Origin of the sequence: Cytobacillus oceanisediminis (genome assembly GCF_004366035.1) — a bacterium.
Taxonomy (GTDB): Bacteria; Bacillota; Bacilli; order Bacillales; family Cytobacillaceae; genus Cytobacillus; species Cytobacillus oceanisediminis_C.
This window is the reverse complement of record NZ_SOEE01000012.1, coordinates 62252-78847: the sequence shown is the minus strand read 5'-3', so window position 1 is coordinate 78847 and position 16596 is coordinate 62252. Positions and strand designations below refer to the sequence as shown.

Annotated in this window: 14 protein-coding genes; 10 read left to right on the top strand and 4 right to left on the bottom strand. The window is 42.5% G+C overall.

Going from position 1 to position 16596, the window contains the following annotated elements; genetic code table 11:
* The first annotated feature begins 31 nt into the window (after positions 1–31).
* Together rlmD and DFO72_RS24530 are read left to right on the top strand one after the other, a co-directional pair.
* On the top strand, positions 32–1411 hold the full coding sequence (rlmD, locus tag DFO72_RS24535) for a 23S rRNA (uracil(1939)-C(5))-methyltransferase RlmD (RefSeq protein WP_113884913.1): 1380 nt from the start codon (positions 32–34) through the stop codon (positions 1409–1411).
* A gap of 105 nt (positions 1412–1516) precedes the next feature.
* Positions 1517–2980 (top strand): PAS domain-containing sensor histidine kinase, encoded by a 1464-nt coding sequence (locus DFO72_RS24530; RefSeq protein ID WP_113884912.1) that lies wholly within the window; start codon positions 1517–1519, stop codon positions 2978–2980.
* Between the two features lie 83 nt (positions 2981–3063).
* Here the strand turns inward: DFO72_RS24530 and DFO72_RS24525 are convergent, their stop codons facing one another.
* Entirely contained in the window at positions 3064–4980 is a 1917-nt protein-coding gene (locus DFO72_RS24525; RefSeq protein WP_113884911.1) for an alkaline phosphatase family protein, read from the bottom strand.
* 289 nt (positions 4981–5269) lie between these two features.
* Between DFO72_RS24525 and DFO72_RS24520 the strand changes: the two genes are divergently transcribed.
* From DFO72_RS24520 to DFO72_RS24510, 3 genes are all read left to right on the top strand, one after another.
* Positions 5270–6373, top strand: a complete 1104-nt coding sequence (locus DFO72_RS24520; RefSeq protein WP_113884910.1) for an SH3 domain-containing protein — start codon at positions 5270–5272, stop codon at positions 6371–6373.
* A 384-nt stretch (positions 6374–6757) separates the two neighbouring features.
* Positions 6758–7414 carry a 5-bromo-4-chloroindolyl phosphate hydrolysis family protein gene (locus DFO72_RS24515; protein WP_113884909.1) on the top strand — a complete coding sequence of 219 codons (657 nt, stop codon included), beginning with the start codon at positions 6758–6760 and terminating at the stop codon, positions 7412–7414.
* The gene (locus DFO72_RS24510) at positions 7411–8577 is read left to right on the top strand and encodes a toxic anion resistance protein (protein ID WP_113884908.1); all 1167 of its coding nucleotides are present in this window, start codon (positions 7411–7413) and stop codon (positions 8575–8577) included. Before DFO72_RS24515 ends, DFO72_RS24510 begins: the two co-directional genes overlap by 4 nt.
* A 59-nt stretch (positions 8578–8636) precedes the next feature.
* Here the strand turns inward: DFO72_RS24510 and DFO72_RS24505 are convergent, their stop codons facing one another.
* Complete coding sequence (locus DFO72_RS24505; protein WP_113884907.1) at positions 8637–10295, bottom strand: PAS domain-containing sensor histidine kinase; 1659 nt, start codon at positions 10293–10295, stop codon at positions 8637–8639.
* A gap of 206 nt (positions 10296–10501) precedes the next feature.
* On the opposite strand from DFO72_RS24505, the gene DFO72_RS24500 reads away from it, so the two are divergent.
* The 5 genes from DFO72_RS24500 (at position 10502) to DFO72_RS24480 (ending at position 14955) form a co-directional block, all read left to right on the top strand.
* The gene (locus DFO72_RS24500) at positions 10502–10732 is read left to right on the top strand and encodes an excisionase family DNA-binding protein (RefSeq protein ID WP_113884906.1); all 231 of its coding nucleotides are present in this window, start codon (positions 10502–10504) and stop codon (positions 10730–10732) included.
* Between the two features lie 92 nt (positions 10733–10824).
* The gene (locus DFO72_RS24495; protein WP_113884905.1) at positions 10825–11385 is read left to right on the top strand and encodes an FAD-dependent oxidoreductase; all 561 of its coding nucleotides are present in this window, start codon (positions 10825–10827) and stop codon (positions 11383–11385) included.
* A 208-nt stretch (positions 11386–11593) separates the two neighbouring features.
* On the top strand, positions 11594–12994 hold the full coding sequence (locus DFO72_RS24490; protein WP_113884904.1) for a M28 family peptidase: 1401 nt from the start codon (positions 11594–11596) through the stop codon (positions 12992–12994).
* A gap of 200 nt (positions 12995–13194) precedes the next feature.
* Positions 13195–14163: a DMT family transporter gene (locus tag DFO72_RS24485; RefSeq protein ID WP_113884903.1), complete on the top strand. Its 969-nt coding sequence runs from the start codon at positions 13195–13197 to the stop codon at positions 14161–14163.
* A gap of 114 nt (positions 14164–14277) precedes the next feature.
* Entirely contained in the window at positions 14278–14955 is a 678-nt protein-coding gene (locus tag DFO72_RS24480; RefSeq protein WP_113884902.1) for a DUF421 domain-containing protein, read from the top strand.
* Between the two features lie 41 nt (positions 14956–14996).
* On the opposite strand, the gene DFO72_RS24475 is transcribed toward DFO72_RS24480, so the two are convergent.
* Both DFO72_RS24475 and DFO72_RS24470 read right to left on the bottom strand, forming a co-directional pair.
* Positions 14997–15959: a D-2-hydroxyacid dehydrogenase gene (locus DFO72_RS24475; RefSeq protein WP_113884901.1), complete on the bottom strand. Its 963-nt coding sequence runs from the start codon at positions 15957–15959 to the stop codon at positions 14997–14999.
* A gap of 211 nt (positions 15960–16170) precedes the next feature.
* Entirely contained in the window at positions 16171–16518 is a 348-nt protein-coding gene (locus DFO72_RS24470) for a hypothetical protein (protein WP_113884900.1), read from the bottom strand.
* Between the last annotated feature and the right edge of the window lie 78 nt (positions 16519–16596).

The window sequence follows — 16596 nt, the reverse complement described above, 5'->3', positions numbered from 1 at the left end:
TCACGGAATTAAGCTGAAAAGGAAGAAAAAGATGAGCAGAACATTACCGGTTCAAAAAAATGATTATATAGATGTTATATTTGAGGATTTGACCCATGAAGGAGCAGGAGTTGCAAAGGTGGACGGTTATCCGCTTTTTGTTCCGGATGGGCTTCCTGGTGAGAGAGCAAAAGTAAAAGTGATTAAGGTGAATAAGGGATACGGCTTTGGGCGCCTGATCGAGACATATGAAAGCAGCCCATACCGAGTAGAAGCACCCTGCCCGATTTATAAGGAGTGCGGCGGATGTCAGCTGCAGCACCTGAGCTATGAAGGCCAGCTTCTTGCCAAGGAAAAACAGGTCAGAGATGTTCTGGAAAGAATCGGGAAACTTGAGGGCGTCAAGGTGCATCCGGTTCTTGGCATGAAGGATCCGTGGCGCTACAGAAATAAAGCGCAGGTTCCGATTGGCGAGCAGGAAGGCTGCTTGATTGGCGGATTTTACCAGCAGCGCACCCACCAGATCATCGATATGAAGGAATGCCTCATCCAGCAGGAAAAAAATGATGAGGTTGTGCAAAAGGTAAAGGAAATTTGCGGACGCTATGATGTCCGTGCTTATGATGAAGGCAGGCATAAAGGCGAGCTCCGCCACGTGATGGCTCGCTATGGGCTTGTGACAGGCGAAGTGATGATTGTCCTTGTCACAAGGACGAACGAGCTCCCGCATAAGCAAAGGATTGTGGAAGAGATTGCATCAAGCATTGAAGGTGTTAAATCCATCGTCCATAATGTGAATTCCAGGAAAACGAATGTGATCATGGGAGATGTCACACGAGTCCTCTGGGGTGAAGAAGTGATCTATGATTTTATTGGCGATATCAAATTTGCGATTTCCGCCCGCTCCTTTTATCAGGTTAACCCCGAGCAAACGAAAGTTTTATATGAAAAGGCACTGGAATATGCGAATTTAAGCGGAGAAGAACAGGTTATCGATGCGTACTGCGGAATTGGCACCATTTCTCTTTTTCTGGCACAGAAAGCAAAAGATGTGTTCGGCGTTGAAATCGTGCCGGAAGCCATTATGGATGCAAAGAGGAATGCTGATTTAAACGGCATAACCAATGCTTCATTTGCAGTCGGGAAAGCGGAAGAAATCATTCCTGAATGGTATAAAAAGGGGAACACCGCAGATGTGCTTGTCGTTGACCCGCCGCGAAAAGGCTGTGATGAAGCTCTGCTGAAAACCATTTTAAGCATGAAGCCAAAGAAAGTCGTCTATGTATCCTGCAATCCGGGAACGCTGGCAAGGGATCTTCGTATTCTGGAGGACGGCGGATATAGGACAATTGAAGTGCAGCCGGTGGACATGTTCCCTCAGACTATGCATTGTGAAGCAGTAGCGGGATTAGAATGGAAAGAGGGCAGCTGACCTGTTGGGAAGCTGCTTTTTTAGGTTCTTTAAAGAATCCTCCTGCTTTTTTTCTTATAATTCTGTAAAATATAGTTTATAGAGTTATTAAATGGGGTGAGCTAATTGGTCAATGATTTCCCGATACTTGGCAATGATGGTGAATCGATTTATTCCAATCCTGATGAATTGCTCGATTTGTTCCTGAACTGCACGGCAGATGGGGTTGCCATCATTGATATGGAGAACCGTTTTATAAGGGTAAATCATATGTATACGGTGATTTTTGGCTATACCGAAGCGCAAGTCATTGGCAGGAAGTTTACCGAGTTTCAGAACCCGGAAGAAGTGAAGGAGATTATAAAACTGGTCAAGCTGGGGAAAGTATACAGCAATGTGATCACACAGCGCTATCATCAGGATGGTTCGGTTCTGGATATTTCGGTTTCGTATTCTCCCTTCAGAAATTCCAAGGGCAAAATTATCGCCGTTCTGGCTATATTCCGGGATATGACAGAGTTTAAAAGCATGGAGAGGGAATTAAGAAAAACCAGGGAACTGTACGATTTGATTACGGAGAATACGACAGATATGATCAAAGTCTTCACAAAGGATCAAACGTTGATTTATGCATCCCCATCTCATGGAAAAGTTTTGGGATATTCGCCGGTGCAGCTTGTTGGAAAGACCTGCAGTACTGTCATATATTCCGAGGAAGAGAGAGAAAAGTTCAGCAATGTATGTCAAAAGCTGCTGGAAACGGGAGAGCCTCAGCTGCTTGAAACGAAGATGGATACCATAAATGGCGATATTGTTTTCGTTGAGGCAAGCATTTCCCCTATATTAAACGATAAAGGCGAGATTGAATTATTTGTGGCAGTAGGCAGAAACATAACAGACAGGGTTAATAATGATGCAGCTTTGCGTAACTTGGACCGCCTTTCCATTATTGGACAGCTCGCAGCAGGGGTTGCACATGAGATCAGGAACCCGCTGACTTCTTTAAAGGGTTTCTCGAAACTGCTCCAATCCAGCGTTAATAAGGAAAAACAGGATGATTATTTATCCATTATTATGGAGGAGCTTGATCGGATTGATATCATTGTCAATGAGTTCATGTCCCTGGCAAAACCCCAGGCAATTGAGTATGAGAAAGGGAGCTTAATGTCCATTCTTGAAAGTACGATTAACGTACTTCATCCGCAGGCATTGCTTCACAATGTTCAAATCCATCTCAATCATTGTGAGAATGATATCATGCTATTATGTTCACCTCCCCAGCTGAAGCAAGTATTTGTGAACTTTTTAAAAAATGCGATTGAAGCTATGCCAAATGGCGGAAATGTTTATATAAGTGCTGAAAGAATAGAGAGCAGGCGTGTAAGGATTGCTTTTGCAGATGAAGGAGCAGGCATTGATGGAGAAATGCTGAAGTATCTTGGGACCCCTTTTTATACGACAAAAGATAAAGGGATCGGTTTGGGGCTCACAGTCAGCAATAAGATTATTCAGGAGCATCAAGGTTTGATGGCCATCGAAAGTCTTATAGGTGAGGGCACAAAGGTGATGGTGGAATTGGATTGTATATAGTGGGTACAGCTCATCTCTTTAGGGGTGGGTTTTTTATTTTCAAAAATAAAACACTGCCTTGCAGCCATAGCAAGGCAGTGTTATTAATCTAAAGCACTTTTTAGAATTTCACCCTCCAAAAAGTTCGGAGCTGGTATGTTCAGCAGCTTATAAACAGTTGGGGCAATATCCAGTGTGGTAATCGAGCCAATCCGGCAGTCCTTTTTAAAAGAAGGGCCGTGCGCAAAGAAAACGGCCCTGAGTTCTTTCCGATCAGGATTGCCTCCGTGGCTGCCGAGTTCAATTGATGGCATATGGGGGCTTGTTAGACTGCTGCCCATCATATAGCCCCTTGCGCCTAGCAGCAAAATGTCTCCCTGGTTAGGGTGCTTATTCTCTTTATTTTTTCCATAGGCAATCTGATAAGGTTTTTCTTCCTTTCTAAAAAGGTAATGGAAGAATTGCTTCGACGTTTGATTAAAATGGCTGAACTGCCCTTGCACAATGGAATCACCTGCTTTACCAAAATAGCCCTTTAGGGTTTTTGTCTGAAATTCCGGCTTGATTTTATACTCGCTGAAAAGTTTCTCTACTTGGTCTGCAGCCTTTTCCTTCTCTTTTTTAGAGAGGTTTTCATTCAAGTAAATTTGTGCAGCTGACCCACTGGCTACAGCCATTGCTTTGGAGTTCTCCTCATCCACTTTGCCTTTTTCATCTGTCTTTAAAAGACCGGCTTCTTTTAGAAGAGTGTTTGGAGCAAGTATGGTGTGGACTGGCTCCATTCCATGGTCGGATACAACAAGAAGGTTCTCTTCTTCGCTAAGGCTATCTATCGTCTGTCCAACGACATCATCAGCAAGCTTGTATGCCCATTCAATGTATTTCTTATGTTTTTGAGAATTTTCCTCTGAATACCCAGGCTGCCGGGGATCTGTCAGCAGAAAGTGATGTGATTCATGATCAATCTGAGGTGTATAAAACATCAGCAAATCCGGATGGTATTCTTCTTTAATATAAAGAGACACATCAGTTGCCCAGCTGACAAAACGTGAACTGATTTCTTCATACTCTGCTCTAGTAATCCACTTTTTTTCTAGAGCCTTTGTATCATCCTGGACGGGGAAAAAGCCGAATTCTGAAAGCAGCTCCTCTTCAAATCCATCGGGTCCTTCAATGAGTGCTGACGTAACGGCGGTCCGGTAAATCCTTGCTTTCTTAAGACCAGGGTCAATTTTCAGCTTAAACCAGAAACCTGCAGATTCACCATCAGCTTCAACAGGAATTGACCCCCATTCGTTGGCATTGACAATGACATCTTTGGGGTCTGCCGAACGGTTTTCCGAAAAAATGAAGCGGTTATAGTTGGTCTTTCCATCATCTGAAGTGTCTAAAGCCAATATATAAATTTTTTTATTTTTAGCTTCTTTTAATGGCAGCTCCAATATAGCTTCCTTTAAAGGGCTAAAGCTGCCTTCGGCGTGCTTCCAGCTCTCTGCTTTTTTGAACTGAAGCTTATCCAGAGAACTCTCTGCCCAGGTTTCTCCATAATAAACTGCGTAATCAGCCTGTGTTCCTGCATCGGGGTTTGACCCGGGGAACAGCACTGTAGCAGTTGTTTTGCCGTTTTTTTTGGCCTCTGCCCAAAGCGGGTTTTTATCGAGTGGCTGTTGGAAGGCGCTTTCTCCATTTGCCAATTCTTTATGGGGATCCTGCCACTTATTGCTGACCATGCCGGTTTCCGAAGGGGTTGCACCTGAAGCAATTGCCGCATGTGATGGGGCGGTCAGCGAGGGGATTACGGTTTTGGAATCCTTGGCAGCTACTCCATTCTTCATGAGTGCTTTAATGTGGGGAAGCTTTCCTTCCTTTACATATTCTTTAGTCAGGTCATTTCTCATTCCATCAAATGAAATCAGCACTACCTTGTTTTCCTGTCCAGCACGATCCTCTGCATGTCCTGAGGAAGAAAATACAATAGATCCTATTAATAAAATAACTATATAAACATAGTGCTTATTCATTATGTTTCCTCCAAGCTGTAAGTAAATTGGTACAAGAGCATATTCCCTTTATTTCTTATAAATAAACAAAAAAAATCGTCTTTCTGCTGCCAGGGGCGCTCAATTGAATGGCAGGAAGAAGGAAGATATGCAGATGCCAAATATACTGACTCCTCCATATAAGCTGATTCAATAGAATCAATAATATTTTTCCAGTCCCAAAAAGGTAGACTGGGAGTTTTTGAATCGATATTTTTAGAGTAGTCTGCAAAATTCGACAGAAATAAATTAGGGATATGGAGGAAAGTATATGGCAATTTTAAAAAGTTCGTATGGAACCAGAGCTTTATTAAAAGGGACTGCTGCTGCAGCTATTTTTGCAGGAGGAATCATTTCACCATCAATTCCGGGCTTTTCAAACGAGGCAGTGGCAGAAGCGTCTTCCTATACTTACACAGTGGATGCGACCAGTCTGAATGTCCGTTCTGGCCCCGGAACAAATTATGATCGGATCGGCAGCCTGCCCCAAGGCAGCAGTATACAGGCAATCGAACGCCTTGCCAGCGGCTGGTACAAAATTAACTATAATGGAAAAACAGGCTATGTCAGCGGCCAATACGTCAAAACAAATGAAAAACTTTACCGGGTGGACGCCACATCATTAAATGTCCGAAAAGGTCCGGGATTAAATTACAGCAGTGTCGGCCTTTTAAAAAACGGAACAGTATTAAGTGTCATACATAAGGAAAGCAACGGCTGGTATAAAATTTCCTACAACGGAAGCACCGGGTATGTAAGCGGTGATTATGTGACCGCTGGTGACTCCCGTCAGGCAAGGATCAATGTACCGCTCATTGCCCAGCGGCCGGAGTTGCCAAGCGGATGCGAAGTGACTTCTCTTGCCATGGCACTGAAATTTTATGGTGTAAATGTCAGCAAAACAACACTTGCAAAGGGAATGCCATATGATTCAACCAAGCTGGTAAGAAATGCAGATGGTTCTATTAAAACCTGGGGAGATCCTGATGTCGGGTTTGTCGGAACACCTTTTGGCAACGGCCATACGATAAACCCGGGACCGCTGAAAAAGCTGCTTGATCAGTATCGGCCAGGCGGTGTAAATTTGACCGGAAAAGATTTTTCAGAAATAGAAAAGGCTGTTTCAGAGGGTAACCCTGTTTTGGCATGGTTTACAATCAGCCATGAAATGCCGAATAATAGAAGCTGGAAAACGCCTGCCGGCAAAACGATCAGCGCACCAACACCATTGCACTGCATTGTCGTAACCGGTGTGGATGCAGATTATGTTTACTTTAATGACAGTGAAGCAGTTCAGAAAGATGTGAAAATGCCTAAGGAGAAGTTCATCAAGATCTACGAAGCCATGGGCAAGCGTGCATTGGCTGTAAAATAGCCAGAAAGCATTTGCGGGAAATTTCCGCAGGTGCTTTTTTTTTTGCAGGGAAATATACGTCTCAGGTCTTAGCAAGGATTACTTTTGTGGTCTATGGCGGGTAATCGTGTTTTTTTGTATCGTATAACTTGAGAAGTTTTTTAAAAGTGTTTTAATAGATTTAAGGATGCAATCCTTTTTTGCTGTATAACTCCTGCACTTTCCCCCTTAGGTGTCGGGGGTGAGCATCAAGCAGAAGCCTCCTTGGATATCTTCGCAGGAACAGGCGGTTTGGCTTGTTCTGAAGGTGCTTACGCTTTTCTTGCTGAAATATGTCTGTGGATGAAACTTTAGGTTTATAAATAACGTATAAATAAGTAGGAATATGAGTAGGAGTCGATAAATATGAATTCCTTTTTAGCATTTGCTTTTCGTTTGCTGACGGCTGTTCCTTTGTCTGTCAGCGTTTGGCTGGCAAGTTACTTTGCATTCGGGCAAACTTTCATTTTGTCAGGGATATATGGAGCTGGAGCCGGGCTTCTTACTTATTGGGCCGGGGGATTGATTCAGCGCCGCCGCTTTTTGAAAAAGCATGGATTGACGAAAAGGGAATACCAATACATTAAGCGAAATCTTGATGAGGCGCGCCGCAAGATAACCCGTTTGCACAAAGCGATGTTTTCGATTCGGCATTTCCCGACGCTTAAGCAGCGCATGGAGTTCATGAGGGTGACGAGAAGGATTTACAGACTGACCAGGAGTGAGCCGAAACGTTTTTACCAGGCCGAGCAGTTTTATTTTTCTCATTTGGATTCCGCGGTGGAGCTGGCGGAAAAGTATGTCTTTCTGTCTTCTCAGCCGAGAAAATCGCGTGAACTGGATCAGTCCCTCCAGGAGACCAGACGTACACTTGATGCACTTACGCATCATGTGGAGGAAGATCTTCACAGAGTTATAGCTGAAGATATTGATCAGCTTCATCTTGAAATTGATGTTGCCAAGAATTCGATTGAGAAGATAAAAGATTCAAGAATTCATGATGAAAGCAGGAGATTAAAATGACCGAAGAAAAACCGTCCCTGTTAAAAAACACTAATTTATTGGATGATCTGATGTCAGATCCTTTTGGGGAAAAGCAGGAGGCTGCTCCCTCGCCATTGCAATCGGAAAAGCGGACAAGGCTGATCGATGTGATTCCGGAAGAAAACCGGGAAAAAGCCTATCAGCTTGCAAAACAAATCGATCCTGCCAATCACCAGGCGATGATCTCATACGGAACACCGGCTCAATCAAAGCTGCTGACGTTTTCTCATACAATGCTCGAGCATGTTCAGAAAAAGGATGTTGGTGAAGTGGGAACAATCATCAATGATCTGATGAAGAAATTCAATGATGTGAATCCGGATGAGCTGAAGCCGGAGAAATCAACCTTTTTTGCGCGTATGTTTGGAAAGATATCCGGTTCTGTTCAGGAGGTCTTATCCAAATACCAAAAAACAGGTGCTCAGATCGACCGCATCAGCGTCAAACTGGAAAGGAGCAAGAATGCGCTTCTTTCCGACATTGTCATGTTAGATAAGCTATACGAAAATAATAAAGAGTATTTTCATGCTTTAAATGTATATATTGCAGCAGGTGAACTGAAGCTTGAAGAGCTTCATGAAAAGACGATTCCCGAACTGAAGAAGAAGGCAGAAGAGTCGAATGACCAGATGAAGTTCCAGGAAGTGAACGATATGATGCAGTTTGCCGACCGCCTGGATAAACGCCTTTATGACTTGAAGCTGAGCCGTGAAATAACGATTCAAAGCGCACCGCAGATCCGCCTGATACAGAATACCAATCAGGCATTGGTTGAAAAAATTCAGTCATCCATCATGACGGCCATCCCGCTTTGGAAAAACCAGGTGGCCATCGCCTTGACACTGCTTCGCCAGCGCCATGCCGTCGAAGCCCAGAAGAAGGTCTCGAAAACAACTAATGATCTTCTTTTGAAAAATGCAGAAATGCTGAAAGTGAATACAATTGAAACGGCACGTGAGAATGAGCGGGGCCTTGTCGACATTGAAACGTTAAAGAAAACACAGGAGAACTTGATTTCCACTCTTGAAGAAACCCTAAGGATCCAGGAGGAGGGCCGCCATAAACGCCGGCAGGCAGAACACGACCTGGCCAATATGGAAAATGATTTGAGGCAGAAGCTGCTGGAGATTAAGGGGAATTAGCAGGATTAAAAAAGAGCGATGTTCAATCAAACGTTTGATTGAACATCGCTCTTTGCTGTTTAAACTGTTAATCCAGCCTCAGGGGCAGGTGTGTGTTTTCTTACTGGCAGCTTGATGACAGCTTCTGTTCCTTTTCCTTTTTTACTATTGAAATAAATGGAACCATTATGGGACTGGACAATTTTGAAGCTGACTGTAAGTCCGAGGCCAGTTCCTTTCTCCTTGGAAGAATAGAAAGGTTCACCGATCCTGTTAAGGCGTTCTTCCGACATGCCGCAGCCATTATCCTTTACCAGGATAGTCAGCTGCCGTTCTTCCGCCTGCAGTGTAACCGTTACTTTACCGCCATCTCTTGACGCTTCAATGGCATTTTTTATTATATTAATAAAAAGCTGCTTGAGCTGATTTGGTTCACATTCTATCATATACACATCCGATTTTAATAAAAATTCGATCTGGACATTATGCATGCTGGCTTCTGTTTTTAAAAGCGAAATGACATTAAAAAGGATATTTTGAACATCCGCTTTTGTAAAACAAATGTCCTGAGGCTTGGCAAGGAGCAGCAGCTCACCGACAATATGGTTAATCCGGTCCAGCTCCTCCTGCATGATCTGATAATAAAATTGATGCTTTTCATCTTCCAGCTGCATGAGCTGCACGAAGCCTTTTAGTGATGTCAGCGGATTTCTGATCTCGTGCGCCACACTGGCAGACAGCTCGCCAACCACAGAAAGCTTTTCGGTGCGGCGCAATCTTTCTTCAGCTTGCCGAAGCTTCGTCACATCTTTTCCATAGCCGATGATTCCGGCAATTTGACCGTTCACAATGAGCGGAAGCGCAGTGCATTGAATAGTGAGCTTGCTGCCATTTTTATGATTGAATTCAAATTCACAGGTTTTTGGCTGTTTATCCTCAAGGATGCCTGTAAAGTCTTCAATGGCCTTCATTTTATAAGGAGCTGGTATGATTTCATTGATGCTCTTACCCAATGTCTCATCAGGACTGTAGCCTGTCACCGCTTTGAATTGGGGATTTACTTTTGTGATGGTGCCATGAAGGTCTGTCATAAAGACAATTTCAGTATTATATTCAAACAAGGATTTATATTGCTGCTGGCTTTCGGCAAGAAGCTTCTCCACATGCTTTCTTTCTGTAATATCCCGGCCGATAATGACCAGCCCTTTTCGGCTTCCATCGGCATGAAAGAGCGGCACTTTAATCGTATCAAACGTTTTTTCTGTTCCGTCAGGCAAAGGAATGACTTCTTCGATACGGGTAATTTTACCATTTATCCAGGTTTCTTCATCTGAAGTTTCACAGTAGCGAAGTGCGTCTGCATAAAAGTCAGTGTACTCGGCCAGTTCAGAGTCCTTCTTGCCTTTATAATCGACTTTTTCGAGATTAAACAACTTAAGCCCAAATTCATTAGACTCAATCCAGCGGCCCTGTCCGTCTTTAAAATTAACAAAGTCAACCATGGAGTTGATTAAAGTGGAAAGACGTTTTTCATCTTCCCTCGAAGCAATAAGCTCATCTCTTTTGCCAATAAAGTAATAGAGCAGCCAGCCTGTAACGATAATGTACAGAAACTCTTTTGCTCTAAAAAGAAAACTGACAAGAGAAGAGGGCTCAAGCATATGCAAAAGGTAGTTCGTTCCGAATACCCAAATAAGGCTGATGATCACATATAAGCCCAATAACCATTTTTTATTCATTAGCTTATATTTCTCCTGTTCTCTATCTGGCTGAAAAAAGAGCTGGAATTCAGTCAAATAGTATTTTTTTCGCTGTATAATAAAAGAATATAAGTTGCATATACAAATTATTTACAGTTTCTATTCTATATGATTTTAGTAGAGTCTTCTAGTGCCTAGAAATTAGTAAAACCATATTATAAGGAATTAGAAAGGGAAGAACAAGCATGTATCTTACCATTAAAGAAACCGCAGAATATTTATCTTACCCTGAGTCATATGTAGAAAGCTTGATTCAGCAAAAAAAAATACGCGCCATTTATGATGGAAAACAGTATTTAATATATAAGGAACAATTTAATGCCCATATAAAGCAAATGGAAAAATACAAGGAGCTGGTGGAAGAAATACTAAATGAGCCGATACCGGAGGATCGGGATATCAAAGATGAAGATTGAATTGGACAATTTTCCTGTAATCACATTATTTTACAATTATTATTAAATTAGATAACATATAAGTAAATAATGTGTTAAAGGAGGAAGTATGGATGTTTGATATCTTAATTGTAGGTGCAGGCCCTGCTGGTGCAAGTGCTGCGCTATTTGCTGCAAAAGCGGGGAAGAAGGTAGTGGTTGTGGACAATGATAAAAGCATGACTAAACGTGCCTGGGTAGAAAATCATTATGGCGTTATGGAAATCACTGGACCTGAACTGATCGAAACAGGCAAAAAACAAGCAGCTAAGTTTGGGGCAGAGATCGCAGAAGGAACTGTTGATAACATTGAAAAAGCTGATGGAAGCTTTACCATTAAAGCAGGAGAAAAATCGTATTCAGCTAAGCATGTGATTTTAGCAGCTGGCGTATCTACCGATTTAGCAGAAAAAGCCGGTTTGAAGACTAAAGCAGGCACCGAGCCGCGCATTAAAACGGTTCTGGAAGTGGATGCTGATGGCAAGACGAATGTCGATGGCATTTGGGCAGCCGGAACCATTGCAGGAGTTAGCGTCCATACAATCATTACAGCTGGAGACGGTGCAAAAGTTGCAATAAACGTAATCAGTGAATTGAACGGCGAGCGCTATGTGGACCATGATATAATGAAATAAAAATGAAATAAAAGGGAAAGAAGGCTTACCTGGGGCTGCCTTCTTTTTTTTGTCTATTTTTCCTATTAGTTATTTACTAATATTAACAAAATAACCAAAATATAGATGTTTTTACCTACTGTACACTAGTATCTTGTACCCTTATAAGAGTTTTCGAAACATTATAAAATTTAATGAGCGGAATCTATTATTCTATTGGAGGTACTAGATGAGAAAACCAATGTTAAAAGTGGCATTAGCTTCGACTCTTATTTTTGGAGCTATTGGGACACAGGCAGTTTTTGCACATCCGGCAGACGTTAAACAGGTTCAGCCGGTAAATGTATTCGACAAGAAGGTAGTCAATAAAATTAATGCAGAAAATATCTATAATAATATTGATTATCTTTCACAAACCCCGCGTGTAGCCGGTACGGAATCGGAGTATAACGCTGTTCAGTATATTAAAAGCCAATTCGAATCCTATGGCTATGAAACAGAGATTCAGCCATTCACGTTTTATGGATATACTCCTCCGAGCAGTATGGAAGTGACCATTGAGGGCTATGGAGGGGAACTGCAGCCAAGATCCTTTACCTATTCAGTCAATGGCGATGTGAGCGGGGAGCTGGCATTCGCTGGGCTGGGCACACCGGAAGAACTGGAAGGTGTTGATCTCACAGGTAAAATTGCTCTTATCCAGCGCGGTTCCATTTCTTTTGCCGAGAAAGTTTTAAATGCAGCAGAAAAAGGGGCTGCAGGAGTAATTATTTTTAATAATGCAGAGGGTCCATTAAGCGGCACGCTTGGGGGTCATAATGAAGAATATGTTCCGGCATTAGCCCTGTCAAAAGCAGAAGGTGAGGCAATTCTTGCATTGCTGGAGAGCGGTGAAACTTTAACAGCTTCCCTATCGATTGAAGGTGCGGATGCAGGAGAAAAAGTTTCCCACAACGTGATTGCCACAAAGAAACCAACCAACAAGAAGAAAGCAAACGACGACATTATTGTGGTTGGCTCACACCATGATTCTGTAGCAGGGGCTCCTGGAGCGAATGATGATGCTTCCGGAACAGCGATGACATTAGAGCTGGCACGCGTATTCAAGGATATTCCGACAGATACAGAGATTCGCTTTGCAACATTCGGAGCAGAAGAGCTGGGATTGATTGGATCTTACCATTATGTTGACAGTCTTTCTGACGACGAGATCAGCAGAACCATTGCGAACTTTAATCTTGATATGGTGGGAAGCAAGGATGCGGGCGATTTAGTAATGATGACTTTGGATGGAGAAGAAAATCTTGTAACAGAACTTTCTCAAGCATCCAGTGAAAGGCTGAACGGAGAGCCGACCCCAGTATATCAGGGCGGCAGAAGTGACCATGTGCCTTTTGCTGAAGCAGGCATTGCAGCCGCGTTATTTATTCACAGCCCAACTGAACCATGGTACCACTCTCCAGAAGACACGATTGATAAAATCAGCAAAGATAAGCTTCAGGATGTAGCGGAGGTTGTGGGTGCCGCCATTTATGATAAGGCACGTTTTGATAACATGGGCCCTAAACCGAAAAAGCAGCATAAAATGAAAGCAGCACCTGAAATGGTTCACGAGTTGGATGTAAAATAAGCAGAAGAGCAGTCGTTCCTTTGAGGGGAGGCTGCTTTTGCTATTATACAGCTGCTTTGCGTTTTCAAGGCTGCTCACCCACCGAAAAACCCTGATAAGCCAACAGGTCAGCAGGAACTGTTCCGGAATGGTGTTTTTCATGCCATCACTTTCATGTTTTAAAGCTTTAAAAAGACATATTCCCATTTGAATATGATAAAATGATACAAATTATGAACTTGGATTTTCTGGAAAGAAGGATCGATGTGAAAAACATAAAAACATACATTCTCCTCACTTCCATCATGGCTTTATGGGGATTGAATGTGAGCATTATAAAAATTCTTGTCAGTTATTTTCCTCCGGTTTCAATTACTTCTTTGCGAATACTGACTGCGGGTATAACCGTGTTTTTAATATTAAGCATAATGGGAAAAGTGAGAAAGCCGAGCTTGAGGGAAGTCTCGTACATTGTATTTGGAGGACTTTTAAGTGTTGTCAGCCACCATCTATTTCTGGCTATAGGCCTAACGGGAACAAGTGCGGTGAATGGGGGGCTTATTCTAGGTGCCGGTCCGCTCTTGACAGCCATACTGTCTTCCATTCTGCTGCGCAATAAGCCTACAGGCATCCAGGTTCTGGGTTTTCTGCTTGGCGGTACAGGCGTGACTTTTATTGTCCTTTCAGGGAATAAAGGGATATCGAGCTTAACTCCGGGAGATTTCTTTGTGTTCTTATCCATTCTTTCACAAGCCCTTAGCTTCATTGTCATCAGCAAGGCTTCGAAAACCCTTGATCCGCGATTGCTGACAGGCTATATGCTGATTTTTGGAGGAGTGATCCTTTTTGTAATGGCCAGCATTATGGAACCCGGCGGACTTAAGGGTGTAAACGAAGCCCCAGCCTATGTTTGGGCTGCATTTGCCGCATCTGCCGTATTGGCAACAGCTATCGGCCATATGGTGTATAACACAGCCATCCGTAATATTGGGCCTGCAGAAGCCAGTATTTTTTTGAACCTGAATACCTTTTTCTCATTGGCAGGCTCAGCGTTCATTCTTGGTGAAGTAATCACTATAAACCATATACTTGGGCTGGTTCTTATTGTGGGAGGTGTCATTTCAGGATCTGGAGCATTGGAGGATTTAGTATTCATGAAACGGAGAAAAGAAAATAGCGAGTATATGTAAAGTGGTCTCTTGACATAGAGATCACTTTTTTTTGTAAAAAGTGGAATAGGGGAAAAGGAGTATTCAAAGTCTGGTAAGGGGAATAGAGAGGATATAGAGAGAGGAGGAGCATTGATGTATTTATCAATAACAGTAAAAATGGCTGTTGGACTAGTTGCCTTGTTAACTGTTACCCGTATTCTTGGAAAGAAGGAGCTTTCACAGGTAACTCCGTTTGATTTTGTTTATGCGGTTGTCCTTGGAGGGATTATTGAGGAAACCATTTATGATGATAAAGTAACAACACTGCAAGTGATCTATTCAGCCTTATTATGGGGAGCATTTATTTACATTATTGAAATTCTGGCAAAAAAGAAAAATATATTCAGGACGATTTTAAAGGGAAGAGAGTCGGTCCTTGTTAAGGATGGCAAGCTGAATGTAAAGGAGATGAAAAAAAACCATCTTGAAATGGAACAGCTGAGAACAATGCTGCGCCAAAAAGGAATATTCAGCATGAATGAAGTTAAATACGCTTACCTTGAGACCAATGGCGGCTTAAGTGTAATGAAATACCAAAAACAAGAGCCTGTCACTCCAGAATTGATGAAACTTAAGGTGAAGGAAAGGAATCCTTCCACTTTACTGATTGATGAAGGAGAAGTAGTGGAAGACGGCCTTAAATTACTGGGGAAAGATGGGGGGTGGCTGAGGGAGTCTATTAAAACGGAAGGCTGCCATCATATCAAAGATATTTTCTGTGCAGAGTGGTCGGAAGAAGAAGGGTTTTATATCGTATCTTATAAAAAATGAGCCTTGCGAATGTTGCAAGGCTCTCTTTATTAATATCCCTATTAATATCCCTTTATATAATCTACTTGATTAATGCCGGGAGTACCGCTGTTTATGTACTCCTTTAAATTAGGAATGAAAATATCTTCAATCACACGCTTAGTGTAGTATTCCGTCGATCCGGCAGTATGCGGAGTAATGATGACATTATCATGTTCCCATAGCGGGCTGTCTTCAGAAAGCGGTTCTTTTTCAAATACATCCAGCCCTGCACCGGCAATATGTCCGTTCTGCAGTGCGGCAATCAAATCTGTTTCTTTTACAATTTCACCCCGGCCGATATTGATGAAGAAAGCAGAATCCTTCATGCGGGTAAACTGTTCGGCTCCGAATAGCTGCCGTGTTTCCTGTGTTAGCGGAAGTGTGACGACAACATAGTCACATAGAGGAAGCACATCGTTCAGCTGGCTGGAAGTATACATTTCATCTATATGCTCTTCAGGTTTTCCGGAGTGCCGAACTCCAATCACCTTCATGCCGAATGCTTTGGCAATCTTGGCAGTTTCCCTCCCGATGGCTCCTGTGCCAATCATGCCGATGGTTTTATTGTGAATTTCAAGCTTCATTCCAGAATGGTGCCATACTTTAGCTTGCTGATTTTTTACATATGTATGGATTTTGCGGGTGAGCCCAAGCATTAATGCGAAGATCGTTTCTGAAATGGGGTTAGCATGCACTCCGTTTGCGCTGGTAATCTGGATGCCCTGTGACTCCATTTCTGCCAGGGGCAGGGAATCGACCCCGGCACTCCAGGACTGGAACCAGCGGAGGTTGCTGTTTCCCTCAAGGACCATCTCTTTTAGTTCCTTTTTCCAGCCGGCGATCACTTCCGCTTTTTTCAGCTCATTGTGCCAGTTTGCTGAATCTTTTCCGGAAATGAGCTCCCAATCGGGAATGATCTCTTTAATTTTATCAATCTGTGAGGGTTCCAGATCATGTGTGACGATACAGGTTCTTTTTGACATGTATGTTCCTCCAAGTTTTATTTTTTGAAAAGTCGGTAAATATATCATAGTCTATAAAACTATAAAAGTGAAATTTTCTAATAAAATGAAAAATAGCATAGAAATCAGAGGAATTTCAATCAAACACCATGCGCTAAATAAGTTAGTTTAGGTTGAGTAATATGAAAACAAAAGAGCCCCCTGGCGCTGGAACCGGGGGCTTAACTATCTGTTAAGAGGGCTGAAAACCTATTAATTTTGCTTTCTTATCAACACCGAGTGTCTGTTTATCCGGGAAGGTAATGACAGAACTGATATAATCCCAGCGGATCATAAAATGGGTGACGCAATCTTCTTCCTTTTGCTGTTCTTCTGGGATGTCAGTACCGTCTTCCTCTTTGACCATTGTACGTTTGAAGCAAGGATTCTCAACCCATATTCCCATGCTTTCAGTCTTGATCAGTTTAACAAGGTACCATTCATCGGGCTGATAAATGCCTGTGATGGAGCCGACGAGATCATTTGGAAAGTTCTTAAATTTTATTTGAATTTTTTGACCTGTAAAGTTTTCAAGGTGCATACATGAACCTCCTGAACTATTAAAATTCGTTTTATTATACTCTTCCTTTTTTTGATTGTTTTAAACATCAAAAAAGCA